This is a genomic window from Pelagicoccus sp. SDUM812002, from assembly GCF_031127835.1.
Classification (GTDB): domain Bacteria; phylum Verrucomicrobiota; class Verrucomicrobiia; order Opitutales; family Opitutaceae; genus Pelagicoccus.
This window is the reverse complement of record NZ_JARXHX010000007.1, coordinates 126,600-152,440: the sequence shown is the minus strand read 5'-3', so window position 1 is coordinate 152,440 and position 25,841 is coordinate 126,600. Positions and strand designations below refer to the sequence as shown.

Annotated in this window: 25 protein-coding genes; 16 read left to right on the top strand and 9 right to left on the bottom strand. The window is 54.1% G+C overall.

Annotated features, from left to right (window positions below; all coding sequences use genetic code 11):
- Positions 1-178: 178 nt before the first annotated feature.
- The 9 genes from QEH53_RS12300 to QEH53_RS12260 all read right to left on the bottom strand — a co-directional run bounded on the left by QEH53_RS12300 (position 179) and on the right by QEH53_RS12260 (position 7,792).
- A complete protein-coding gene (locus tag QEH53_RS12300) occupies positions 179-1,087 on the bottom strand; it encodes a hypothetical protein (protein ID WP_309023497.1) in 909 nt (302 codons plus the stop codon).
- Entirely contained in the window at positions 1,084-1,749 is a 666-nt protein-coding gene (locus QEH53_RS12295; protein ID WP_309023496.1) for a hypothetical protein, read from the bottom strand. Before QEH53_RS12295 ends, QEH53_RS12300 begins: the two co-directional genes overlap by 4 nt.
- Positions 1,742-2,848, bottom strand: a complete 1,107-nt coding sequence (locus QEH53_RS12290; protein ID WP_309023495.1) for a hypothetical protein — start codon at positions 2,846-2,848, stop codon at positions 1,742-1,744. The genes QEH53_RS12295 and QEH53_RS12290 overlap by 8 nt, the downstream gene beginning before the upstream one ends.
- Positions 2,849-2,876: 28 nt before the next feature.
- Entirely contained in the window at positions 2,877-3,158 is a 282-nt protein-coding gene (locus QEH53_RS12285) for a phosphopantetheine-binding protein (protein WP_309023494.1), read from the bottom strand.
- A 12-nt stretch (positions 3,159-3,170) separates the two neighbouring features.
- On the bottom strand, positions 3,171-4,436 hold the full coding sequence (locus tag QEH53_RS12280) for a beta-ketoacyl-[acyl-carrier-protein] synthase family protein (RefSeq protein ID WP_309023493.1): 1,266 nt from the start codon (positions 4,434-4,436) through the stop codon (positions 3,171-3,173).
- A 10-nt stretch (positions 4,437-4,446) separates the two neighbouring features.
- On the bottom strand, positions 4,447-4,779 hold the full coding sequence (locus tag QEH53_RS12275) for a phosphopantetheine-binding protein (protein WP_309023492.1): 333 nt from the start codon (positions 4,777-4,779) through the stop codon (positions 4,447-4,449).
- A 73-nt stretch (positions 4,780-4,852) separates the two neighbouring features.
- On the bottom strand, positions 4,853-5,518 hold the full coding sequence (locus QEH53_RS12270) for a VTT domain-containing protein (RefSeq protein WP_309023491.1): 666 nt from the start codon (positions 5,516-5,518) through the stop codon (positions 4,853-4,855).
- A gap of 3 nt (positions 5,519-5,521) precedes the next feature.
- On the bottom strand, positions 5,522-7,078 hold the full coding sequence (locus tag QEH53_RS12265) for an NAD(P)/FAD-dependent oxidoreductase (protein WP_309023490.1): 1,557 nt from the start codon (positions 7,076-7,078) through the stop codon (positions 5,522-5,524).
- 114 nt (positions 7,079-7,192) lie between these two features.
- Entirely contained in the window at positions 7,193-7,792 is a 600-nt protein-coding gene (locus QEH53_RS12260) for a hypothetical protein (protein ID WP_309023489.1), read from the bottom strand.
- A 73-nt stretch (positions 7,793-7,865) separates the two neighbouring features.
- On the opposite strand from QEH53_RS12260, the gene QEH53_RS12255 reads away from it, so the two are divergent.
- The 16 genes from QEH53_RS12255 to QEH53_RS12180 all read left to right on the top strand — a co-directional run bounded on the left by QEH53_RS12255 (position 7,866) and on the right by QEH53_RS12180 (position 25,841).
- Entirely contained in the window at positions 7,866-9,212 is a 1,347-nt protein-coding gene (locus tag QEH53_RS12255; RefSeq protein WP_309023488.1) for an NAD(P)/FAD-dependent oxidoreductase, read from the top strand.
- Between the two features lie 15 nt (positions 9,213-9,227).
- Positions 9,228-9,470, top strand: a complete 243-nt coding sequence (locus tag QEH53_RS12250) for a MoaD/ThiS family protein (RefSeq protein WP_309023487.1) — start codon at positions 9,228-9,230, stop codon at positions 9,468-9,470.
- 34 nt (positions 9,471-9,504) lie between these two features.
- Complete coding sequence (locus QEH53_RS12245) at positions 9,505-9,939, top strand: molybdenum cofactor biosynthesis protein MoaE (RefSeq protein ID WP_309023486.1); 435 nt, start codon at positions 9,505-9,507, stop codon at positions 9,937-9,939.
- A 61-nt stretch (positions 9,940-10,000) separates the two neighbouring features.
- Positions 10,001-10,258, top strand: coding sequence for a hypothetical protein (locus QEH53_RS12240; protein ID WP_309023485.1), 258 nt, complete (start codon positions 10,001-10,003; stop codon positions 10,256-10,258).
- Between the two features lie 225 nt (positions 10,259-10,483).
- Positions 10,484-11,986: an NADP-dependent phosphogluconate dehydrogenase gene (gene gndA / locus QEH53_RS12235; RefSeq protein WP_309023484.1), complete on the top strand. Its 1,503-nt coding sequence runs from the start codon at positions 10,484-10,486 to the stop codon at positions 11,984-11,986.
- Between the two features lie 201 nt (positions 11,987-12,187).
- The gene (locus QEH53_RS12230; protein ID WP_309023483.1) at positions 12,188-12,532 is read left to right on the top strand and encodes a PadR family transcriptional regulator; all 345 of its coding nucleotides are present in this window, start codon (positions 12,188-12,190) and stop codon (positions 12,530-12,532) included.
- On the top strand, positions 12,529-15,222 hold the full coding sequence (locus QEH53_RS12225; protein ID WP_309023482.1) for an ABC transporter permease: 2,694 nt from the start codon (positions 12,529-12,531) through the stop codon (positions 15,220-15,222). The genes QEH53_RS12230 and QEH53_RS12225 overlap by 4 nt, the downstream gene beginning before the upstream one ends.
- Before the next feature lie 292 nt (positions 15,223-15,514).
- Complete coding sequence (locus QEH53_RS12220; protein WP_309023481.1) at positions 15,515-17,368, top strand: hypothetical protein; 1,854 nt, start codon at positions 15,515-15,517, stop codon at positions 17,366-17,368.
- A gap of 91 nt (positions 17,369-17,459) precedes the next feature.
- A complete protein-coding gene (locus QEH53_RS12215) occupies positions 17,460-18,239 on the top strand; it encodes a DUF3450 family protein (RefSeq protein ID WP_309023480.1) in 780 nt (259 codons plus the stop codon).
- Positions 18,236-19,660: a MotA/TolQ/ExbB proton channel family protein gene (locus tag QEH53_RS12210; protein WP_309023479.1), complete on the top strand. Its 1,425-nt coding sequence runs from the start codon at positions 18,236-18,238 to the stop codon at positions 19,658-19,660. Before QEH53_RS12215 ends, QEH53_RS12210 begins: the two co-directional genes overlap by 4 nt.
- Positions 19,657-20,172, top strand: a complete 516-nt coding sequence (locus QEH53_RS12205; protein WP_309023478.1) for a MotA/TolQ/ExbB proton channel family protein — start codon at positions 19,657-19,659, stop codon at positions 20,170-20,172. The genes QEH53_RS12210 and QEH53_RS12205 overlap by 4 nt, the downstream gene beginning before the upstream one ends.
- Positions 20,169-20,570: a biopolymer transporter ExbD gene (locus QEH53_RS12200; protein ID WP_309023477.1), complete on the top strand. Its 402-nt coding sequence runs from the start codon at positions 20,169-20,171 to the stop codon at positions 20,568-20,570. The genes QEH53_RS12205 and QEH53_RS12200 overlap by 4 nt, the downstream gene beginning before the upstream one ends.
- 16 nt (positions 20,571-20,586) lie before the next feature.
- Entirely contained in the window at positions 20,587-21,282 is a 696-nt protein-coding gene (locus QEH53_RS12195) for a hypothetical protein (RefSeq protein ID WP_309023476.1), read from the top strand.
- Positions 21,279-22,640: a tetratricopeptide repeat protein gene (locus QEH53_RS12190; RefSeq protein ID WP_309023475.1), complete on the top strand. Its 1,362-nt coding sequence runs from the start codon at positions 21,279-21,281 to the stop codon at positions 22,638-22,640. Before QEH53_RS12195 ends, QEH53_RS12190 begins: the two co-directional genes overlap by 4 nt.
- A gap of 504 nt (positions 22,641-23,144) precedes the next feature.
- The gene (locus QEH53_RS12185) at positions 23,145-25,025 is read left to right on the top strand and encodes a hypothetical protein (RefSeq protein ID WP_309023474.1); all 1,881 of its coding nucleotides are present in this window, start codon (positions 23,145-23,147) and stop codon (positions 25,023-25,025) included.
- 45 nt (positions 25,026-25,070) lie between these two features.
- Positions 25,071-25,841 (top strand): DUF3450 family protein, encoded by a 771-nt coding sequence (locus QEH53_RS12180; RefSeq protein WP_309023473.1) that lies wholly within the window; start codon positions 25,071-25,073, stop codon positions 25,839-25,841.

Here is a 25,841-nt window from a genome sequence, read left to right as displayed (position 1 = left end):
AACCAAGCCCACCGACGAAACAGAAACTGCAACAAGCTACGTAATGGATTTTTCAATACAGCCGAACCCGGAATCCATCCGAGCAAAAAACAGACCACGTTCAACAAAAAGCTAACCAGCAGGAACACCGATAACGCAAAGTAGTAGGCAACGCAGAGGTACAGTCTTCTCAAGCCCTTCATTTGTCCCCCTTATCCGCGATCGGCACCGCATCCAAAAAGTTAAACCATTGGTAAGGGTTCTCCTTCACCAAACGTTCGAGTAAACCGAGCGTCTCCTTGAAATGGATACGGGCCGCAGCAAGTTTCTCCCTCTTCGTGTTCCCTACCGGTCGAAACACCTCCGAGGTATAGACCTGTGTCCCATGACGCCCCTTGGGCAAGCCAAAGGAAAACATCACTGGCACCTCAAACAAAATCGAAAGGTGATAGATTGTGAACGGGAACCAACGCGAATCCCCGAGGAATTCGAACACCTCAAGCTTGGAGCTATGCTCCACCCGATCGCACTTCATAGCGATGCTATGCCCCTCTTCGACTGCCGCCTTCAACGCAAAAAGCAGGTTCGATGGGTCGTTCACCCAAAGAAACCCGACCTTGTCGCCAAAGCGTTTTTCGAGCCATTTCAGGTCATTAGAGTTTCCCACCTGATAGCGAACCATTCGTATCGAAATATCGAAGTCGGACAACCAGAAGCCCATCAGGTCCGAATTCCCGAAATGGAAGGTTCCATGCAAGGCCTGCATCCCTGAATCTGTTAATTCCGCCAAACGTTCCTTGGAGCCATCATCCGAATAAAATTCGGGAGCGCTCCCGCCAGCCGCATCGAACCGCCGCACGAGAAACTCGGAAAACTCCGAAAAGTGCCGCCAGCTATCCCAAAAGGTAGACGGCCTACCAAGTGCATGCGTCAGAAATTCGCGCGAGCTTCGTCGCTCCTTACCCATCAACCCCATCGCTACCAAGGAACTGATACGCAGTACGAAACGCATCAACGGCCACGGTAAGATGCGGCTGACAAAATAAATCAACGCGTACCCCCAAGTCGGCCCTGGATTTCGCCTCGTTTGCCTTTCCTCCGCGTTCATTTCCAGTCGATCCGTATCCACGCATCCAGAGCAAACGATGGCACGCGAATCTGACGACGTTCCTCCAACGCTCGAGCGAGTTCCGAGAATGGCGTATCCACCGCACCCTCGAGCGAGACATCGCTCTCTAGCGAAATCGTTCCCAATCCATCGCCGCCGCGTCGCAACCGCAGGCCAAACGCAAACGACTCGCCGCTCGCCAGCTCAACCGGCACCAGCCAGTCGCCTCGCTCCTCTCCGCCAAGCAATACAACTTCCTCCTCTTCCAGCAGAAAACAATTCTCCAAGGCTTTGGCAAAAAGGAACCGCTCGCTAGTGATCGGATAAAAACGATCCACCGCTTGTTTGCTAGGGATCAGGGCTTGCTCCACCGCGCTCGGATGAATCGAACTCTGGAACAAAGCAGGACTGGCTTGCGGAAAGCTGTCGATAAAGCGTTCCAACGACTCCGACTCCCCAAACGCGGAAGCATAGAGAACAGGAACGCTTTTCTCCGCACCCAGCTTCTGAATACAAGCACCAATCATCATCCCGAGATGCGTCATGCGACGAGCAGAACGCCCCGGATAAAATTCCTTGTAGCGGCTACGAGCCTCAGCGGCCTTGTCCTGAGCGCCATCTAAATAGACGACTGATTCGATGCTGAATGTCTGCTTACTCATAGCTCACAAAACACCCCGCATGGGCCCCTCCAAAGGCATTGCTAAACAAAACCACTCCCGCAAAGTCACTGGTCTGCAGATTATCAATCGCCACATTGTTCGCGAGCGTAGGAGCTAACGTACCGACCGTACCGGGAGCTTCTCCCTGACGAATAGCTTCCAGAGCGATCGCCAACTCCACCACCCCGCAGCTTCCCAAGGTGTGGCCGAGGCTGCCCTTCCAGCCCACCAACGGGCTCTCTGGTAGCGCTTCGCAGAACGATTCGGCCTCTAAACGACCCGCTTCCAAAGTACCGGTGCCATGCCCTTTGACCCAAATTTTCCTTCCGTCAGCGACCTCCTTCGCCCAATGGGCCAAGGCTTTGAAGCCGCTTCCCTCGGGGTCGTTCGCAGTGAAGTGATACATTTCATTATAGAGAAAATTCGACTCGATCCGCGCCGGAGTTTCCGCCTTGGACAACACAACAAAACCAGATCCGTCCCCTAAGGCAATCGATCCCGTTTCGCGATCTTGATAGGGAGCCGGAAACTGCTCGTTCAAGATCTTCAGCGAATGAAAGCCCCCCGCCACAAACGGACTAATGTAGTCGTAACTGAATACAAGAGCCTTCTCCGCAATACCCTGCTGAAGGTAACGCGACGCCAATTCGATACCGAGGTTCGCGGTCACGCAAGCATGGGACAAGGCCACGACATTCTCTCCCCAGCCGTATCTATTCTTTAAATACTCAACACTTTTGGCAGGTGTCCCGATCGTCAGAAAGCGCTCGTCCCCCGTTTGTCGATACGCGTAGAGACTGCCCACATCGAAGTTGCTGCTCGTCACGAAAACGGGGCACTTAGCGGTTCCCCATTTTTGGCTTGGGATTTTCGAAACAAGTTCGTCCAGCAACCCGCTCCAGCGCGGAGGGACAGTTTCGTCATAGCCATTCGAATACGCAAGCGGTACCAGATCACCGCCCTCTTTACCAAGGACTGGCATCGGTTTCAGGGCGATTTCTCCCTGAAGTAAGCCCTCGCAGCTCTGGCGGGCATCTCCGAAAGCCGTGCTGCAGTCGCATGCTTCGATTCCGATTCTTATGCGTTCAGGAGCGGTCACGAATAGCTACAGATTGAAGTGCTAAGTCTTACTTGATCTTCGATTCGATCAAGTCCGCCAAGGTGCTCACCGACGCAAGAGCCTCTTTAGATTCCTCACTACTTCCGATCTTGATACCGTACTGTTTTTCCAAGCTCACCACGAGCTCGAGCGCGTCGATGGAGTCCAACTCCAGTCCCGAACCGAAAAGCGGTTCCGTGTCGCTGATATCGCCCGGATCGACATCGTCGAGATTCAAGGTCTCTACGATCATGCTCTTAAGTTCCGCCAGCAACGCGGCTCGGCTTTCTGGAAAAGTAGGTTCGCTCATTTCAAATTCACTTTAGTCGCAGCGCCTGAGCACATTGCAAACATTGCTTCCACCAAAACCGCTGCTGTTGTTCAAGATTGAACTGAGGCTGCAGGCCTCCGAACGGCGCGGCAAATTCAAGTGAGAACAAGCGGGGTCCACATTATCCAAATTCACGTTCCCCAATACAAAGCCTTCCTTCAGCATCAGACAGCAAATAGCCGCCTCCAGCGCTCCCGCCATCGAGAGGCTGTGACCCGTCAATCCCTTCGGGCTAGAGACTGAAACCTCTTCAAGACGATCCTTGAAAACAGTCCCAATCGCCGTCGCCTCGGCTTTGTCGCCCGCCGACGTGGAAGTCGCGTGGGCGCTGACGTGGTCAATCTCCGAGACATCCATGCCCGCTGCCGCCAAACAGAGCTTCATGGCTTCCGCCAGACCTTCCCCTTCCGGATGCGGCGACGCGCGGTGATAACCATCGCTCCCCTGCCCCCAGCCGGCCAGCTCCGCATAGGGCACCGCTCCACGAGCTTGGGCAAACTCCTCTTCCTCTAGGATCAACACCGTCGCGCCTCCCGCACCCACAAACCCATCGCGATCACGGTCGAACGGACGCGAAGCTCTGGCTGGATCCGGACAAGTCGAAAGGGCCCGCATTGCAGAAAACGGCAACAGCGACTCCGCAGTCGCCTCCTCCGCGCCAACGACTATGGCCCGCTTTTGCCGCCCCAAGGCGATATCGTCCATGGCGTAGCCGATGGCGTGGGCTCCAGACGCGCAGGCCGAAACGTAGCCGCAATTGGTCCCGCGAATCCCGAGCCAGCTCCCCAAGTTGAAATTCAAGGTTCCCGCAACCGAGCAAAGCACACCCATCGGATTTCCCCGCTCGCCCTTGGCAGCCCGCATAGCCGAAAGGTTTTCGTGCAGCAGAAGAGGCGAGCCGACCGAAGCGCAGTACAATCCCGTCGCACCATCCTTCAGCTCACCCTTTTCCAACCCCGCATCCGCGAGCGCTTGTTCGACACCACAAACCGCATAGACGCCCTGCGGCGGCAAACTGCGAATCATGCTCCTGTCGATCGAGTAGGCATCCGGATAGCTCCAGTTCCGCCAATTCGATGAATTCACCGAAAAGCCCTGCGGATTGCCCGCAACCTTCACTGGCAAATCGGGATTACCCAGAAAATCCACTTTGCGGATGCCGGACTTCAGCTCTCGCAAACGGGTCGACACCTCCTCGCGGGAGTTGCCGACGCATGTAATAAATCCCAACCCGGTTACAAGGATTCGCTTAGCCATCCGCTCCTCGCTACTTCATCTCCGACTTTAGAAACGCTTTCAGAGCCCCCAATGTCCGTATGTCGGCAAGGGTTTCGTTCGATATCTTTATCTTGAATACATCTTCGAAAAAGAAAACGAACTCCGCGATGGACAGCGAGTCGAGTCCGAGGTCTTCAATGAAATTGGCATCGTCAGAGAGTCCTTCGCCTTCGAGATCCGCTCCCAAATCCGCTAGCAGCCCGACGATCACCGCATCGAGATCCTCCTCCGAGCGTCGTTCCGAGTAGCGCCTCAACGCATCCTGCAAATGTTCAGGCAGGTCTTGAAACGCGGCTGAGCTTTCGTCGAAAAGGGGTGACATGACGACCGATCAAAAGCCTTTCCACACGTAGTTCAACCTATATTACTGGGCTGAACCAATTCGCCTAGAACCGCTACTCCTCGATCGAGCTACGCCGCTTTTCTCGACGCTGACGAATCGCTCGAACGCTCTTGGCCACGAAGAGGGCAACCAAAATAACCATGACCGTGATTCCTCCCTTGCTCCAAGGGTCATGCGACAAATATCGGCTACAGATGATTACTCCTATCGCAATGCCTCCCTGACCCAACAACGAAATCCAAAGGTAGGTCCAGAACGGAATTCCCGCTAGACCCAGTATCAAGTTCTGGAAGAAAAACGGCGGACCCGGCACCGTACGGACCAGGAAGGTAAAACGAAACTGGCTATAGTCGCTCATCTCGGGGATCGACCAAGTTCGCTTCGCTAGGAAGGCAGTGATCGGCTTTTTGAATACGGAATGCGTCAGGGCATAGCTCACTGACATATTCACCGCCAATGCTCCGATACAGGCGAGCGACGCCTCCAGCGGCTCAAACGCGACTCCCGCGTAAATGTAGCAGGCCGATATCGGAAATCCGAATACAGGCAGGGTCGCCATCGCCACAAAAAACATCCACAAGCTGCTCGCCTCGAGCACTGCCCGCCAGTCGAAGCCCACCCGAGCGAACTGCCAAAAACCGATCGCGAAGACCAATCCGACGACTGCAATTTGCAGCCACTTCCACGATTTCTCAACAGGATCCGCTTCTGCTTCCATCGGCTAAAACAGTCGCCCTTCCTGAGGCTTCAGATTATCGTCTCCGCCAGTACCGCCGGTAGAAAACAGCTCCCTAAGCTCCAGCCAGCCATAACGGGCGAGAGCCCAAGCGATGCGCAGCGGCAGCATCCAATTCAAACGATAGCTGAAAAAGCTCTCGAAATGGCCCGAATTGCGTCGTCCGAAGCGACCGCTTCGCATCCGCTTCCGTCCGATCGCCGCCAGTCGGCGATTATAGAAGCTGAGAAAAATAGCCGGCCACTTTGCCTCTTTCTGCCCAAACGACGGAGTTCGCAGCGATTCCGCTCCCAATAGGTATGGCCGCGTCACCACCGCTAAATAATAGAACCCCAAATCCAAGCGGAAGGCTAAGCTCATCAGCTCGTGGTCCCCCATGTAAAAATACTTGTCCTTGTAGATCGAGCGGAACCAACGGTCGTAGGAATCGCGAAACTGGCTGTTGTGCGTTCCTAGCTTTTTAGGACAAGTCTCGCCCTGCTTCAGCGAATCCACAATCAGCGTCGAGCCAGCCATCACCGTGTAGCAAAGCCAGTCCAAGCCGGGGCTGTAAAACGGATCCAAGAAACCTGCAGCGTCGCCAACCAATACAAATCCATCACCCGCCACCCGGTCGGAAGCGTACGATATGTTTCGCCGAAAACTAACGTCGCCCTGCACGAACTCGGACTCCCGCATCAAGCGCTCGCCCGCCGGATGCTCCTTAAGCATAGCCTTCAAGCGCTCACCCAATCGCTCGCCCGAGGGTAGCTCCACGATCCTCTGGTCGTACACGACACCGATGCTCACGTCCCCGTCCTGCAGCGGAATCCACCAAGCCCACCAGCCTCGGCCCACCAAGTGGTTCGTCGCGTTGTTGCGCACCCCGAAGACACGCTTCGACCACGCTGGTAACTCATCCGCCAATCCCTCGTCGTCCCAATCCAAGACTCCCCGCCAACGACTCCATGCCGTGGCGATCGGGTGTTCCTCGTTCGTCGAAATCCAGCCGTTCTTTCTCCCCAACAAGGCCCGCACTCCCGAGGCGTCAACGACCCAACGCGCCTGTAAGTCTTGTCGCCCTTCATCCGAGACCACAGTCACTCGCTGCAAACCACCCGCTATAAGCTCGCACTCGACCACCTTCGCCGGACGCTTCAAAACAGCGCCTCGCGAAACCGCCTTGTCCAGCACGACCTCGTCCAGACGCGCCCGATCAATTTGGTAACCGGGAAACAGCACGTTAAACTTCGGCCCAAGCTCGCTGCAGTCCGCTAGATCTTCGGTCTCGTCGTTCGCAAACCACAAACGCAAGCCCTGCTTAGAAATGTGGTTACGATTGAGCTCGCCGCTCAGCCCCAATACACGAGCCAGAAAATACGAGCTGACCTCCACCGTCGATTCCCCCACCCGGCGCCCGTGCTGCTCGCTGGATTCTACGATCAAGACGCTCAACTCCGGGTTTTGCTTCAGTAGCTCCATAGCAGTCGCGCCGCCCGCTAACGCTCCACCCACAACGATGACGTCCCATTGCTCAGGCAGATTCCGGCTCGATCGATCCATAGAGAAAAGAGCTCGATAAACGATTCGCCGCCTACCCCTTACAAGAAAAAACGCCTTTCCGTCCGGAAAAGCGTCTTGCTGAGATTCGCGGGCGAATGACCTACCACGCTAAGATCAGTTCCTAGGCGACGGCTTACCGGTCGGGCCTCCAACCGCTTGCTCGAAATTCCGCTCCGTGAACTCCATCACAAGCGTACCCACACGGGCTAGCATCGCTTTATCGGTGCCTCCGACAGACCAGCCACCGCCCATCGCATTGGCGTGCTGGTAGAAGCGAGCTTTGGAAATGAGCTCTCCGGTTGCCTTGTCCAGATACTTTACTTCAACCACAATCGCCGAATCGCCAGCCATCGCGCCGCCCCAAAACCGAGTACTACCGCTCACGAACTTGATCTCTCTTACCACAGGTTCGACGAGCAAAGTTCCGCCGGCATCGGGACGCTCATCCGCGCTTGCATTCCACTCGGAAACCAGTGGTGCCAGCTTCACATCCAATTCTGCCTGCAGCTTTTCCAGCGCTCGCTTGTTTACCTCTTTCTCGTCGAACGGCTTAGCCAATGTAACTTGCGCTAGCTCAAAATTCTCAAAAGAAGAGAATGCTTTGGAAGGGGGTTCGTTCTCGTATTCGCTCAGCCCCACACTTGATGTCTCGCAACCGCTAAACAGTACCGCAAAACAGCTGACCAACAATCCAAACAACAATTTGGTTTTCATAACGGCAGCTAGTCAATTACACAGCAGCATATCAAGTACAAATCAGTAACTATAAGCCTCTAAATAATCCGCTATGCCATCGACTTCTCACGCATCTCTGACCGACGTCCTTATTATCGGTGGCGGACCTGCCGGCAGCACCGCCGGCTCATGGCTCGGGCGACAGGGTATCGACACCCTCATTTGCGAAAAGGAACGGTTTCCCCGCTTCCACATCGGCGAATCCCTCCTTCCCAACGGCAATGGCGTACTCCGCGAAATCGGAGTCTGGGACAAGGTACAAGCCGCCGGCTTCGTGAAGAAATACGGGGCTGAATTCACCCTGCCCGATCGCTCACAGACCGTGAACAACGTCTTCAGCCACGGGATCGTCAAGGGACGCGAGCAAACCTTCCAAGTCGAACGCGCCCGTTTCGACAAGCTCTTGCTCGACCACGCCGCCGACTCCGGTTGCCAAGTCCAGCAGCGCGTCGCTGTCACGCAGGCGACCCGCCAAGGCGAACGGTGGGACGTCATCGTAGAAGACCGCGACACCGGCGAGTCGCGCAACGTCTCCGCTCGCTGGATTATCGACGCCAGTGGACGCGCCTGTGTCATGGGCCGGACCCTAGGAATCGGAAAGGAAACCATTCCCTATCCGGGTCGCTTCGCCGTTTTCAATCATTTCAATGGCGTCCCGCGGGCTGCAGGCCACGAGGGCGGAAACATCATTATCATACGCCTGAAGGACGCTTGGTTCTGGGTCATCCCCCTCAGCGACTCGACCACTTCCGTGGGAGTGGTCGCTCAAAAAGGCGCCCGAACAGACACCCGCGAGAGCAACGAGAGCTTTTTCTGGAGAAAAGTGGCGGAATCGAAGTTCCTGAGCGATTCCCTCGCCCAAGCCCGCCCCAGCGGCGACTACCGCGTCGAGTCCGACTACTGCTTTTCCTACGATAGCTACGGACAGGATAACGTGCTGCTCGCCGGCGATGCCGCCAGTTTCATCGACCCCGTCTTTTCATCCGGCGTTTACCTCGCCCTCGAATCCGGGTTGCTCAGCGCCAAGACCATCGAAAGGCAGATCAGAAAAAACAAGGCTGTCGTCTCATCCAGAGTCTACCTCTGTTACACCAGCGCTATGAAACGCCGCATCCGAACCATGCGGCTTCTTATCGAGTCATTCTACGACAACAAGAGCTTCGAAGTTTTCATGTTCCCCGCACCTCGACTCCGGATTCCCGCAGCGATCAACTCAATTCTCGCTGGCTGCACCCGACCGCCCTTCGCCGTCCGCTGGCGTTTCTGGCTATTCCGTCAAATTTGCGCCCTTCACAAAAAACGCGCCATGGTGCCATTCCTGAACTGGACGAGGGTCACCAGGAACCCCAAGCTCCAGCCCGAATATAAGCCCGAAACAACCAACGGCCTCGCCCGCTGAGGAGATTGCCCGCATATGGTGACCTACAACATCCAATACTTCGCCTTACTCAGAGAACAACGCGGTCTAGACGCCGAGACCGTCGAGAGCAGCGCCGCCACAGCTGAGGAACTCTACGCAGAACTCGCCACCCGCCACGGATTTACCTTGCCGACCACCGCACTGAAAGTCGCCATCAACGACGACTTTTCCAAATGGCAAGCGCCGCTGAGCTCCGGAGATACTATCGTCTTCATCCCTCCGGTGGCTGGCGGCTAAGCTGAATCAGAACCGATAAATCCGCGAACGAAACGTGCCCAACCCTCAAACATTTGCCATCTCAGGCGAGGACCTCGAGATCGAAAACCTCAAACAGCAACTGCTCGACAGTCATGCTGGTGCCCTCGCGACTTTCGAAGGCTGGGTACGCAACCACAACGAAGGACAAGCCGTCGAACGGCTCGAGTACTCCTCCTATCCGGCCCTCGCGAACAAGGAGGGCCAACGCATCATCGAGGAAGCTTTCGAAAAGTTCGAGATAGATGCCGCTATCGCCAGACACCGCGTCGGGATGCTCGAAATCGGAGGGATTGCAGTTTGGGTAGGCGTTTCAGCCGCTCACCGTGGAGCCGCTTTCGACGCCTGCCGGTACATTATCGAGGAGGTTAAGGGGCGGGTCCCTATCTGGAAGAAAGAATATTACTCAAGTGGGGCCACGGATTGGGTGAATTGTCACCAAGAGACTTAACCCTAACCTTCAAGGGACGATAGTTCCACATAGTCAGATGCGTTTATAACACATGCACTACGTGGAAAAACTATTTCAGTCCCTTCAACCTCTCTACAGCCAAGCGTGGTTCCCATACGCCATTGGCGTATTGGGCCTGATCTTCGCGTTCTCCGTCTGGCAAACGCTCAAGTCCCTGCCAAAGCTAGTCATGTACCCCATTATCATGGCCACTGCCATGATCGTCTTCATGAACTGGGTTTACTACCGCAACGAGCCGGAAATTTTGACGCCAATGGTGAACATGATCGCTCAATTCCTGCCGACTTTAGGGTCTTAAACAGTTTCCGGTGCTTCCTTGACCGCATAGCGGCCAACCCCCGAGATGAAAGAACCTCGTGGCAATAAAACCAATTCCCCGAAATTGAAATTGGTCTCATAGTTCCGCCCAATCTTCCTCATGTAGGGGCAGATTGTCACCAATACCCTACACGAATCGCTTTTTAGCGCTTGCTGGAGACTTTTTGCAGGGCTTTACTCTCCGCCATTTCCAATAAGTATTACTATGTCGACAGCAACTTCTGACATCGGACTCATAGGCCTCGCCGTCATGGGTCAAAACCTGGCCCTGAACATCGCCGACCACGGCTTCAAGATCTCGGTCTACAACCGCACGACGTCCAAAACGGACGCCTTCGTGGCTAAAAACCCAGACACTCCCGGTGGTCTCGTCGGAGCTCAAACCCTCGAGGAATTCGTCCAGTCCCTCAAACGCCCACGCAAGATCATCATCCTCGTGCAAGCGGGCAAGGCGACTGACGCCGTGATCGCAGGCCTAACGCCCCTCCTCGACAAGGACGACATCATAATCGACGGAGGCAACGCCCTCTGGACCGACACCATCCGTCGCGAGAAGGAACTTAACGACGCAGGCTACCGCTTCATCGGCTCCGGCGTTTCCGGCGGCGAAGAAGGCGCCCGCTTCGGCCCCTCACTCATGCCAGGCGGCAAGGAGTCCGCTTGGAACGAGCTCAAGCCTATCTGGGAAGCCATCGCCGCTAAGGTCGACGCGCAAACCGGCAAGCCCATCGAAGGCGCCGAGCCCGGCAAGCCCGTCGAGGGCGGCGTGCCCTGCACCACCTACATCGGCGAAAACGGTGCCGGACACTACGTTAAAATGGTCCACAACGGCATCGAGTACGGCGACATGCAGATGATCTGCGAAGCCTACGCCATCATGTCCAAGATGCTCGGCATGGAGCCTAAGGACATGTCCAAGGTCTTCGGCAAGTGGAACCAGGGCGTGCTCGACTCCTTCCTCATCGAAATCACCACCGACATCCTCCAGCAGGACGACCCCGTCACCGGCAAGCCTTTCGTCGACATCGTGCTCGACACCGCCGGCCAAAAGGGCACCGGCAAGTGGACATCAGTCAACGCCCTCGACATGGGCGTCGCCGCTCCTTCCATCGCGGAAGCGGTGTTCGCGCGCTGCATCTCCGCCATCAAGGAAGAACGCGTCGCCGCCTCCAAGATCATCACCCCGATGTTCGACGCTTTCGATGGCGACAAGGAGGAGTTTACCCAAGCCATCCACGACGCCCTCTACTGCTCCAAGATCTGTTCGTACGCTCAAGGCTTCCAGCTCATGCGGGCTGCCCAGGACGAGTACGACTGGAAGCTCAACTTCGGCGAGATCTCCATGATCTTCCGCGGTGGCTGTATCATCCGCGCCGCCTTCCTCCAGAAGATCTTCGAAGCCTACCAGCGCGACGAAAACTTGGCCAACCTCCTCCTCGACCCCTACTTCAAGGGCGAAGTCGAGCGTTGCGAGAAAAACTGGCGCAAGGTCGTTGCCGCAGCAGCGACTTCCGGCGTGGCTATTCCCACCTTCATGTCCGCTCTGTCCTACTACGACAGCTACCGCAGCGAGCGTCTTCCAGCGAACCTCCTGCAAGCCCAGCGCGACTACTTCGGCGCCCACACCTACGAGCGTACTGACGAACCACGCGGCAAGTTCTTCCACATCGACTGGCCCGACAGCACACGCCCCCAAATCGAAGCCTAGTGAGGTAGACACGACCCTGTTCGCGAAAAACTTCCCTCAGCCCGCATCCCCTCAGGGACGCGGGCTTTTTCGTGCCCATTGCCAAACCGGATTCCCAGAAAAGTGTACCTTAGTGTCGATATTCTACAACAAAACCTCCTTGTTGTTGACATTCTACATCAAGCCGCGCCCTTGATGTAGTCAAACTACAACAAAGGAACTATGACCCCATCAAAGCACGAACTCATGCAAGGCACCCTGGACTTGCTCATCCTCAAAGTCCTCTCCGCCGATTCGCTGCATGGTTGGGACGTCGCCAAGCGCATCCAACTCCTCTCCCAAGAACGCCTCCTCGTAAAGCAAGGCTCCCTCTACCCCGCCCTCCACCGACTCGAACAAAAAGCGTGGATCGAAGCGGAATGGGGCATCTCCAGCGAAGGCCGAAAAGCCAAGTTCTACCGTCTCACAAAAGAGGGAAGTCTACAACTCACCGCGGAAACAAACCGCTGGGAAAGCTTCGTCGCATCCATCGCCATGATCCTCGACTCAAGGGAAGCCCAACAATGACAGCCTGGTTCAAGAAAATCTCCCTTCGCCTGCGTTCGCTTTTCCAAAGTTCTCAAACGAGAAGCGAGCTCGATTCAGAAATCGATTACCACCTCGAAATGCTCACCCAACAACACATCGAAGCTGGTATGTCACCCGACGAAGCTCGATCCGCAGCCCTCCGCGAGTTCGGCCACGTGGACGGCGTCCGAGAAGCCTGCAAAGAGGCGTGGGGCATACGCATCATCGAAGAATTCATCATGGATCTGCGAGACGCCGCCCGCCAAGCCCTCAAGCATCCCGGCAACACCCTCGCCATCATCCTCACCCTCGGCATCTGTCTCGGTTCCAACACCACCGCCCTCAGCTTCGTCGACAAGCTGGTATCTCAACCATACGACTATCAAGATGCAGAAAAGGTCGTCAAAGTAGGCAAGCGCCTGACCAAAACCGGCGATAATCAAGTTAATGTAATCTCCCTCCCTCAATACGCCTTCTTAAAGGAGCACACCGCATCCTTTCTCGAGCTGGGCCTGATTGACGACCAAAGAGAAATCGACCTCGAGCGAGACGGCGACACACAACGCATCAATATCGATTTGATCACCCCAGAAGTCTGGGACATTACCGGAGTCACAACCGTTTCCGGCCATCTCTTTACCCCAGAGGAAATAAAACAAAACAACGGCCGCGTCGTCGTCATAAACGAAAAACTCGCCAATCAATTGTCGGCGACCCGCAGCGCTGTAGTTGGCAGCAGCCTACAACTGGATGGCGAACCGTACAAAGTCATAGGCATAGTCCCCACGTCCTTCTACCTCGCCTACACCAAATCTAGCGCTTGGCTGCCGCGCATCATCGAGCCTCAAGAACTCGAAAGCCGCGAACGCCACAACCATTCCTGGACCGGCATTGCCAAACTCGCGCCCGGCGTATCTGTGGCCCAAGCTGAGCAACGACTCAATACCCTCTACCAAAGCTATCTGGATAAGTATCCACAAGATCGCGACGAACAAGAACGCAACGGAACGACCTTCGCTTGCGTCAAAATCAACGACTCGATTAACGAAACTGTTCCGGAAATCGGCATTGCCTTCCGCTCCATACAAGCGGCCACCCTGATCATCCTTCTCATCGGATGCCTCAACGTAAGCGGCATGTTCCTCGTCAAGGCCTACTCCAAGGTACAAGAACTCGCCATCCGAAAATCCGTCGGAGCAACCACCTTCCGACTCATCCGCCAACTCACCACAGAAGTCTGCCTCTACTTCTTCCTCGGCAGCATACTGAGCCTCGTCTTCTTCCGCATCGGACTCTGGACCGCAGAGCTACTCTACATCACGGAAATCCCATGGGCTGGAGAAATGAGAATGGACTTCAGCTCTCTCGCATCCACCGCCGCCCTCGCGCTCGGGGCCGCCCTGCTCACAAGCATCCTACCCATTCTCTCAATACTACGCCGCGATCTCACCAAACAAACGCGTTCAGGCGGGCGTACTGCGACCGGAAGCGTATCCAAACACCGGCTACACTCATTCTTCGTCATTTCTCAGGTCGCCTTGTCCTTCGTCATGCTCGTCCTTTCCGGAATACTCGCCCACAACCTCTATCAAACACTCCAGAAAGATATCGGCTTCATCAAAGAACAACGCGTCGCCTTCGAAGTCCCCCAACCAAACTACCGCTTCGGCAACGATTTGGAAGACTACCAAAAAAACGTCCTCCCCTACCAGCAACGCGTCCTCGAAGCCATACGCTCCCAGCCCGGAGTCGTCACCGCATCGGCCTGCAATCGAGTGCCGACCTCGCCCTTCCACAACTCCCACAACGAAATCTCAATGAGCCACTACGAATACCAACCAGGAGAGAAACGCGCGAATTGCCTACGCGTCGCAATCCTCCCCGGTTACTTCGATACCGTCGGCACTCGCCTTCGCTCCGGCCGAGACTTCGCCGACATCGATACATTCGATACCGATAAAGTAGTCATCGTCAGCCAAAACCTCATAGACCGCTACTACCAAAACAAGGAGCCGCTTGGTTCGACGATCGCTTTCTGGGGACAAACCCTACGCATCGTCGGCGTAGCGGAAAACGTACAAGACAAACCCCACTTCATAACCTGGGACGGCTACACGATCTACCTACCCTACACTCAATGGGACAGCCTCAACCGCACCTACACCACATACGTCGCCCACCTCAGGGGAGACACCCAAGAGCAAGTCGCCCACATCGAGCAAACCCTCAAATCGCTCGACCCCAATATAACCATCAAGACCGAAACCTTTCAAGAAGCCTTCGAAGTCGCCACCTTCGCCCAACGCCTTCCAATGCTGATATCAATATTCTTCGGCCTGCTGGCGCTTCTCCTCTCCGGACTCGGGCTCTACGGACTCATAAGCTACATCGTCGCCGAACGCACCAAAGAGCTCGGCATTCGCATGGCCTTCGGCGCCACCCCGCGCCAAATCCTCGGCAAGATTCTATCAAATAGCGGCAAACTGCTTACGTGGGGACTGCTTTCCGGACTCGGGCTCGCCATCCCAATCACCATAGCAATCAATCCCGTTCTCGACGAAATAAACACTACAAATCCGATCACCTTCATCGTCGTTGTGCTGTTCGTCCTACCAATCGGAATAGCAGCCAGCCTCATGCCGGCCAGCCGCGCCACACGCATCGACATCGCCCAAAACCTGCGCCTCTAAAAAACGAATAAAAACGCTATTCGCTAAACCCTCGACAAGAGAACCCCATTCCCAGCCCGAGCAGCGTCCACCGCTGGCCGGGCTTTGTCGTGTCCAGAACCAAGTGGGCTAAACGGTTTTACTATTTTTCGGAGGCAATCGTCCCCATTCATCGTATAGTAAGTGTCGACTCCAGAGGAAAAGCGCTCATATCCTTATCCTACTATCGATTAACTCGGAACCAGCGAGCACGCACGCAACCCCCTCAGGCGACTCGCTGAAAACACCAACATCCAACACGAGAGCATGCCCCATGTTTCCAAATCAGAATAACCGTGTACTCGCAGCGCTAGCGATCGCTCTGCCCTTCGTCTTTCCGCATTTTTCAATCGCTCAAGACACGGAGCCCGACCCTTGGTTTACAGAAGAACGAGAAGCTCCCGAGGCAGGAGAAGAAAATAGCGACGACGAGGAAACCGTCACCCTCCGCAAAACTCGCCCTGCAGTCATCGTCAAAAAGCTCCGTAAGGAACTGGACGAGGTGCCTGACATTCACATCAATCGACGCATCAGCCTGTTGGAAGAAATCGTAACGACTTCCAAGTCTAGCCCGGAGGACCAACTAACGCTTGCCGAACTCAGAGCCACTCTCGAAGGCTCTTTGGAAGCGATCACTGCCGCGAGCAGCGACAGCATGCCAATCGAAGCCGGCATCGATAGGCTCGCCCCGTACGCGAAGTATTATCGAGCGGACTCGTCCCTCGTCACTCGGCTATTGAATTCCGATTTCACCTCTCGTCTGAAAGAAAGAGTTTCAAGTCTCGGGCGGCTCAACATGGTTTCAGAGCTTTCGCTGATCCAAACGAAGATCAATGAAGCTGGCCTCGCATCGATATACGGTTCTCAAGTAAAACAGTCCGTCGCCACCGCAGCCGCTACCAGAGTGGCTCGCAGATGGGAAGAGCTGACCCGAGGACAGACCACCTTGCCAGCCGAAACCTATTTGATCGGTCAACTCTTGAAACAAAACGACTTGAAGCTGGGGCTCGCAATCGATCTCCCCGAAGACGCGGATCCAAGTTTGAGCCGAAGCATCGAAAGAAGCATCGCAAGCCGTTGGGGAGACAACTTCCGGATAACTGATAAAAACGAGCGAGGAGCCAACCCTGAATTCGTGCTGAAGATAGAGGCTGGCAGTATCCAAGCCTCACATACGACAAACGAAGAGAGCAAACAATCCATCATTCCAGGAGCCATCGTCGAAGAACCGAACCCGGATTTCATTGCATTAGTAGAAAGATACGAAAAAGCGGCAGCGATCTACGAATCTGAACTGGATTCCTATGACGCGCGCTACCAGTACTATATCGATTCGCTAGACGATACCGAACACCGGCAGGCGCAGAACAGCTTGGCGCAGGCCGAACAAAAGTTGAACAATACTCCACCACCCCAAGGCCCTGGCGAAAGCCCAGAATATGAAGCCGCTAGGAGCGAATTTCAGACAGCCAAATCGATCGCTGACTCGATTTCAGCGCCTGTAGCGATCGAACCGCAAAAACCCTACCCTCACCATCTGAAGATTTTGGATGAGCTCTACCTCATTCCTAGCACGATCATCGTCAGCGAGGAAAAGACACCTTACGAATACACCGTTCAAGAGCTCAACTACCAGTTCGAATCCAAAGCCTCACTCACGCTCGAATCTCCGGTCGACGAGCAAATCGAAGCTAAGTCCGTCGTTTCCCTCAACCAAAACCGCAAATGGACTCAAAATCTCGGAGTCGACCCGCGTGACCCATCGACGGACGGCGGAACATATTCTGAAAGCGAATACAGCTCAGCCCTTGACGTGTTCGGACTCGAATTCGGTTCTTACTGCAACGCAGAACTGGGCAAACTTCTCGAAGCGGCCAAGTCGAGCCTATTGGAACAAAACGAAAGCCTCGAGCTTAGCCAAGTTCTTCTGCTGCTCGCACTCGAAAACTTAGCCTCCCCGAGCAGCGCTCCACAGCTTGATGAAGAGGACCTAAGCGCGTTGGCTAAACTGGCGACCGAGACAGAAATCACCGCTACCCAATTCCGGGCCCGTTGCCTCGCGAAGCTTCTCTCCAAAACGAGCTTCGCCCACCTTGCGGACGCGGAAAAGATCGCTCAGGTCTTGTAGGTCCACCCAACCTTCAACCCGTTTCCAAATTTAAAGCCTGACGAAAATCCTTCGACAGGCCCCGATAAGACATAGCCATCTGACATTACCCATGATTCCTCGCCCTGCGTTCCTGTTACTCGCACTTCCCCTCTGCAGCCTGACTCAAACACCGACAATTGCGAACGAGCTCGATTCGCTGAAAGACCTTACCGATCGTTGGATACAAACCCGCAATCGGATATCGAAAGAGAAAAGCCAATGGGTGATCGAGAAGGAACTGCTCGAAGGATCGGTCGATACGCTAAGCTCGACTCAGGAGATACTCTCCGAAAATGTCGAAATCCTGGAAATGCAGTCTCGAGAAGCGACGGATGCAATTTCAGAGGCCGAGGCCAAAGTAGCACAGTTCGAGGAAACCAACACCACCGTCCTCGCCCAAGTATCAGTATACGAAGACCGGATACGAAGACTCGCCGAGCGCCTACCACCCCCTCTCCTAGACGAGATAGCGCCTCTGCTGAGAAAAATCCCAGATCAAGAATCAAGCAGCACACCGGTCCCAAACCGCCTGCAGAACGTCGTCGCAATTTCCACCCTTATCGACGAATTTAACAACGACCTCACCCTCGCTCACACCATCAAGGAACTCGACGACGGGAGCATCATCGAGGTGCGAGTACTCTACTGGGGACTCGCCGGAGCCTACGCCTCGAACCTCGACGGTACCAAGGCTTGGGTTATTAGCCCTACAACCTCGAGTTGGAAATGGACACCAGCTGGTACGAACAGCCTAGCAATCAAATCACTCTTCGACGTTTACGACAAAACGATTGATCCCGCCCTCGTTGGGGTGCCCTTTTCATTCCTCGATGAAGGAGGTGAGAAGTGATCCGCGTCAAAAGCATACGCCTTCTCGGATTATTGACCATGATAGCCGTGCCAAGCTTGAGCTTCGGCCAGGCTGAGGCTGAATTCGCGATCTTGATTTCGCGTGCGCAAGACAAGATCGAAACCAGTTTAGATGAATACCAAGCCTTCCTTCAAGAGACGCAAAGCGACAAGCTGGAGCTCGTCACCCAAATAAATAAACTCGAAAACGATTTGGTAAAGTTGCGGCAAAGCGAGCTCGTAGCGAAGAGGGACGCAACCGAAAGCAAACTCCTCCTCGAAGAATTACAAACGCGTATCAAAGCACTCGATACACAAGCACAGTACTCCCAAGGGGTCCTCTCCGAATATTTGACCAACTTCGAGAGCCGTATCCACGTATCCGAGGATCAGCTTTACTTAGAACCACTTCGCGAAACTCGAGAAACCCTCAGTAACACACCCGACGATCCTGCAGAGCGACTCCCTATTCTATTCCAAGCGCTCGACTTGGGGATCGCGCGCCAAGAAGAACTCGTGGGTGGTCGCCAATTCGAAGGACGAGCCATCACCCCGCTCGGGGGCGTTAAGAGAGGAAAGATAGCAGTCGTCGGTCCCGTAGCTTTTTTCAGCGGGGCGGATGGAAACGATGCGGGTCCACTTCGATTCAACTCTGGTACGATCGAACCCGGACTCTCAACAATTGCTCAAAAGGACGCCACACTTTTGCGAGAGGTCCTCGCCTCCGGAAACGGAATGCTCCCCCTCGACAGCTCCTTGGGCAATGCCCTCGTGCTTGAAAAAGCGAAAGGCACAATCACAGAACACATCTCCAAAGGCGGCTGGGTCGGCTATGCGATCCTTGTGCTCGGAGCGGTAGCAATCGCTGTATCTCTCTTTAAAATCGTAGACCTGCAAAACATCCGTGTGCAAGAACCAGACGAGCTCGACTCCATAGCCAAGTCAGCGACCTCAGACACCATCGAAGCTGCCAAGGCCAAGATCGCGGCGCTAAAAGGCCCGATTCATAAGATGCTCAGTATCGGTATCGATTTTTCAAGGACGGACACCGACACCCAGCTCGATGCCATGGAGTCCTCGATTCTCCGCTATCGGCCGCGCTTGGAAAGATTTCTACCAATCTTGGCGACCACCGCTGCGGTAGCCCCGTTGATGGGGCTACTCGGTACGGTCGTTGGTATGATCAAAACGTTCACCCTTATCGAGGTCTTTGGTACCGGTGATGCAAAGTCGCTTTCCTCCGGCATCTCTGAAGCTTTAGTCACGACCGAGCTCGGACTTATCGTGGCTATCCCAGCTTTGATCTTCCACGGTATCTTCACCCGCATCATGCGAAGTAGAATCGGAGCGATGGAGCAAATAGCTACCGACTTCAGTCGCCTCGTTTTCGCAGTCAGAAATAAGGAGAAAGTGGATAAATGACTCCGAGCTGGGTACACACAGTTTGGGATACGATCCTGAGCGGCGGCCCCATCATGGCAGCGCTGCTGCTATTGGCTTTCCTTCTCTACCGCAATGTGATCGGTCTCTTTTTATTCACAAATCGCCTCGACGCGAAGGCTGTATTCGAGGAGCAGTCTCCGGACCATTCGAGGCCCGCCATTCAAGACTTCCGAGACCACCTGTCACAATTGGTTAGTACTCAGCTAACCTACGCCAACGTCCTGATCGTTGCCGCCCCGTTGCTAGGACTTCTCGGAACTGTCATCGGAATGCTCGACACCTTTAAGGGCATCGGGGCAGAATCTGGTCAGGATACAACGAAAGCGGTGGCCGACGGCGTGAAAGTCGCTCTCATCACAACGCAGACAGGTTTAATGATAGCGATATTCGGACTGTTCCTCACCCAGCTAATCAGCCGCCTCTACCGAGCGAAGGACCTGGAGCTATTGGAACTCGAAATCCAGACCCTGCAGAAAAACATCTCGCAATGAAACGCCGCAAGTCAGCCAACGACCGAGCAGACAATGTCGACATCAACTTATCACCGATGATCGACTGTATCTTCATCCTGCTGATTTTCTTCATCGTCACCACCGTCTTCGTTGAAGAAAGCGGAATAGAAGTAAACAAGCCTCAAGCCGCATCCGCACAAGCGCTGGATAAAAACTCGATTCTCATAGCAATCTCTGATGGAGACAGAGTCTTCTATGGTGGCGAAGAAATCGGCGTCTCCGGAGTAAGACCTCGTATACAGCGAATACTCGCAACAGAGGAGTCAGACGTCATCATCCAAGCAGACGCCTCCGCAAGCCACGGAGCCTTCGCTCGCGTTTACGGCGAAGCAAAAGCGGCCGGAGCACAACGCATACACTTCGCTACAGACCAATAATTTTCTTAACCGACACATGAACGTTCTCGAAAAGCGACTTAGAAGCAGCAAACGAAGCCCCCTTACATTCCTAGGGGGAATACTGCTCGCTGTCGTCGTATTTCTATCGATGGGCGTCACGCAGCTTGGAATAGACTTCACCCCTCCCGAAGAACCGGAGCCGATCACTGAATTCCATCTTCCACCTCCTCCGCCTCCTCCTCCGGCAAAAGTTCCTCCCAAGAAAACGCAGGTATCTATAAACTTCAACTTGCCCGCCACCTCGGGGCCCGCAGACGTTCCGCTAGGCTTCCTAGACGTGGACTTCGGGCTTACCCCGAAGAAGCTTACTCAAAATAGCGTAAACGTTGCCGACACGATCGAGAAATTTGAAACCGACGGCATCGACGACCTCGCCGTTTACGACTATAAAGACGTAACCGAGAAGCCCTCTATACGCTACCGACCAGGATTGACCATACCCGGGAAGCTAATCGCCGACACCAAAAAGCCCGTCCCTTTCACTTACATCTGCCGCATCGACTTAAATGGGAGGGCTCACGATATCCATATTATCGATACGCCTTACCCTGCAGCGATTCCCCTAATCGTCGAGTTCGTCCGCGGGCACCGGTTCAAAGTCGCCAAGAAAGACGGCAAACCCGTCCAGTGCATCGTAAGGCGCAAAGGAACATACATCCCCTCATCCAACAAGAGTCCCTTCTCCACATGAGCCTACGCAATCTACTCAGCCTGATGCTCCTACCCGCGAGCGTAGTCTACCTCGGTGCCCAAGAAATGGGTGAGCCCGACCTCGCGAGCGACGAATTCATGCAACGCTTCTCTGCGAGCTACGGAGTACTCTCAGAGAAGGAGCCCCCACTCGACGATATCGAAATCGTCATGCTAAAGAAAATCGCTCCCCTCATCCGGATCAACAAAACGCAGGCACAAAACTTCCTGCAAAGCATGGTCAACTCGGAGGAAAAGCACAGCGCCTCATTCAACTACTTGCTCGGAAACATCTATTTTGAGAACAACGAATTCCTACTCGCAGAGACCCAATACAAGGCGGCCATAGAGGCCTTTCCAGACTTCCAGAGAGCTTGGACTAATCTCGGTGTTCTCAAACTAAAATCCGGTGACACGAAAAGCGCTCTCATCTCCTTCCTGAAAGCGGTCGAACTCGGCGATTCCAAAAGCGAAACATTCGGCATGCTCGGCTACTGTCACTTTGCCGAAGGAAACTATATCTCCGCTGAAGTCGCCTACAACCGAGCGGTGCTTGCTGAACCCGACAACCTCGATTGGCTCGAAGGGAAAGCCCAAACCTACCTCAAAGCGGAACGGTATGTCGAAGCAATCCGCATGCAGGATGAGCTGATCGCTCGCCGTCCAAGGCGCGCCGAGTATTGGCTCGCTCAAACCAATGCCTACCTCGGCATGAAAGACCACGCCAAGGCAGCAAGAAACTTGGAAATCATTCGGTCACTTGGCGACATAGATTTTCAGTCCCTCTACCTGCTGGGGGGACTTTACAGTAAGCTTGAAATGTGGCAACCCGCTCGCGACGCCTATCTCGAAGCTGCAGAATACGCACGGCCCGGCGATACCGACTTTCTCATCCAAGCCACCAAACTCCTCGCCTATCACAAGGAGATGGAAGCCGCTCGCGAGCTGTATTCCATGATCGATCTGACTACGGACGGAATTGACGACACAGCCTTGAGCGACTATAAAGTCGTCGGAGCCGACATTGCGATACACGCCGGCGACACCGATCAAGCGATAGCTCTGCTAGAGGAAGCCGAAGGAATCAACCCCACCGACGGAAATACACTGGTTCGTCTCGCACGTCTGCATGCCCAAAATGACAATACTGCGAAGGCCTACATGCTTCTCGACCGTGCAGAGATGGACCCACAAAGCGAATACGACGCTCTCCTCACCCGAATTAAGTTACTGATCAAAGAAGATCGTTTCGCCGAGTCCCAGACCTTCGTAGGAAGAGCTCTAAAGCTTCGCTCGGACGAATCGACCAAGGCCTTGTACGATCAAATAGAGGCCGCTGCAAAATCCTCGAACGGATAGTTTCACAGCTATAGGCGTATGCCGAATAAAAGAATCGGGCCAGCCAGAAGACACCGCTCCTAAATCGATCTCCTGTTCGAGGGTGGCTGCTGTTAACACGTACGGTCCGTTCCAATTCTAAACCGGAGGGGTGTGGCCAAAACAGGCTCCTGTAATTTCAGGCAGTGCCCACCGAGGCATATTTTCAGGTCCACCCGACCCGCCATAGCGACCAAGGTCTATTCCACTATAACCATGTCCCAAAAACAACTATAACATAGGTTATACTAGAAATACTCTAAATCCGAAAACTCGCTCTAAACCTACCTTCCCAGCACTTAGATCTTGATACAGAGAAAACAATAAAAGAGCCTTTCGATGTCTATATACAGACTAACAAACCTATTCTTTTAATTCTCAGCTTGGAATTAATATTAGGTTAGAAGCCACCCCCCCGGAAGCAATGCGATAGCAACCCCCTAATCGTTGAAGTTTCAACTCTTGTAATCCCTTACCCTAAATCTGATGGATCTACTCTTCGCATATAAACGCCTTCCAAAGACGATAGCTTTAACCTTTGGAGTTTGCCTGACCCCCTTTCTCATTAGCCAAGAGATCAACGACGACCCGTGGTTCGAGCAGCAGGCAAACCGAGATGCTACAGAGAGCGTAGCAGCCGACGACACATCCCGCACGCAAAAGATCAACGCCTCGCCGGAAAAGGTTTACAGAAGCCTTATCAAGGAGCTCGAAAAGGTGCCCAGCTATGCTCTAACCAAACGAATCGAACTATTGAAACGGGCTGCCAATTCGACTGCGCACGATAGCAACGATACCGCCAAAGAACTCGAAATCCTCGAAGGAGCGCTTTCGGAAATTCTCACCGACATCGAGACCGCAGTAAACATCCCCTCCCTAGAAGAAGCGGTCAAGCATCTCTCGCCTCATCAAAAATATTTCCAAGCAGACATTCAACTGAGCAAACAGCTCCTAGACTCACACCTAAGCGCACGCCTCGAAAAAGCCCTTACTGAAGCCTCGAATTCCGGAAACCTCGAACCAATAGCATCGTTACAAGCCACCATCCAAAGCTCCGGTCTATCCCACATATTCGGGAATAGGTTGAAATCCACTCTGGAGCAATCGCAGTCAGACCTTATTTTGCGGAGGTGGAGTTCCGCTCAAGCACAGCAGCCGACTTCGCCAAGTGAGGTATTTCTAGTAAGGAAAGTCCTAGGCCAAGAAGACGCCAGACTCCCTCTATCTATCAATATACTAAACCACACCGACCCCCGCTTTCAAAGCTCACTTCAGAAAAGCATTGCCCGCCAGCTAGGCAACACGATTGCCCCCCGATTTGACAGCTCCGCAGATCTCTCCGTGACCATAGACGTGCATCAATTCAACCTTGATCAACAAATCGAAGAAGCATCCATCGAGTCCGTCATACCCGGAACCCTTGAAGAGCAGGAAAACCCGGAGTTCGCCAAAATTCTTGCCACTTACAAAAAGCAGGCTGAAAGATTTGAGCTAGCCTACCAGCGGTACGAACGCGATCACGACGACTGGATTCGCAACTACAAGAGCGACGATGGCAAACTCGAAAAGGGCATAGAAGACGCTGAGAAGGGCTTAGAAGAAGCAAACAAATACGCTCAGCAGAATAACAATCCATTCACAGGATTCACTCCAGAAGCTCAAGATAGGATGGACAGCGCAATGCTCGAACTACAACAGGCGCGAAACATGGCCAGCTCCGCCCAAGTGCAAAACAGGCCCGAGCCAATTCCTCCTAGCCCGGTACATCTAGATACCTTGAAAAAAGTTTATGCTACGCCCAGCGTCCTCGTCACCGAGAGTGATTCCACCGAATACACATATACACAGCAGAACATCCTCTCCACCTTTCAAAGCGAAGCATCCCTTACCTTAGATTCGTCGAATTCCCCACTGCCAAAAAAGCAATTCGTCGAGCTTGAGCGGGATCGAAAATGGATCCGAAACCTCGGCGTCGATTCCAGAGATCCACGCCCTCAACAGGACGACTACTCGGAGGAAGCTATCGATTCTACTCGAGATCTCTTCTATCTCGAATTCGCTTCAGCCTGCGCTAGCAAACTAGAAACCCTCCTCGAATCAGCTGGCCAAGCCCAACTCGAAACAGGCCTTACACTGCGGGACCGACAAGCACTACTTCTCGGCCTTTCCCTCAAAGCAAGCAGCCAAAATCTAACCCTCCCTGAGCAGGAGCGATCACGTCTGTTCGCCCTCGCCGACGACCCATCCATCAGCTCGCTAGAGCTCGAGAATCGACTACTTGAGAGCCTTCTCAAAGTCACTTTCGCTTCCTCTGCAGAGGATCTCAACAAAGCTCTGGAGATCATTAGGCAGCCAACCAGCAGCTAAAATTCTATTAGAAAAGCCAGCGCCTTCGGACCCTGTTCACGTATTATGCTCCTTCAAATTCACCCTACCGGTCTTCTTATCGGAGCCGTGCTCTTCCTTACCTGCAGCCTAACAGCGAACGAACAACTTGTGGAACTCAAGCAAACGACCGATCGATGGGTCGAGCTGCGAACGCGCCTCGCCGAGGAAAAGACGACCTGGAATTCCGAAAAAGAAGTACTCAAAACCTCGATCCAAACGCTCAATGCCAACGTCAGCTCAATCGACGAGAGCCTGCAGTTCTACGACAACTCCATAGAGGAGCTTCGCAACGAACTCAACACAGCCAAACAGGACGAGGCCAAACGACAAGCCACCACCGATCAGATAGCCCAGCAAGTAGAGACTTACGAAGATCGTATTCAGTCAATGTCTACACGACTCCCCGATCCACTCAAAGACAAGATCAAGCCCCTGCTCAGCAAGATACCTAAGGACCCGGAAAATACGCTCACTCCCCTCGCGAATCGCATGCAGAACGTGGTCGCCATAATGACCACGATCGACGAGTTCAACCAAAGCCTCACCCTTTCCCGCTCAGTAAGGGCCCTTGACAGTGAGCAAAGCATCGAAGTACGCGCCCTCTATTGGGGTCTTTCTTACGGGATAGCGACTAACACGAGTGGTAACAAAGCCTGGCTGATCAAACCGGACAAAGACACGTGGCAATGGATTGACTACAATGATAACGCGGCAGCTGTAAACGAGATCTTCCTCGTATATGACAAGAAAGCCGACCCTGAGATCGTAACCATACCGTTCCAGACAGACCACTGA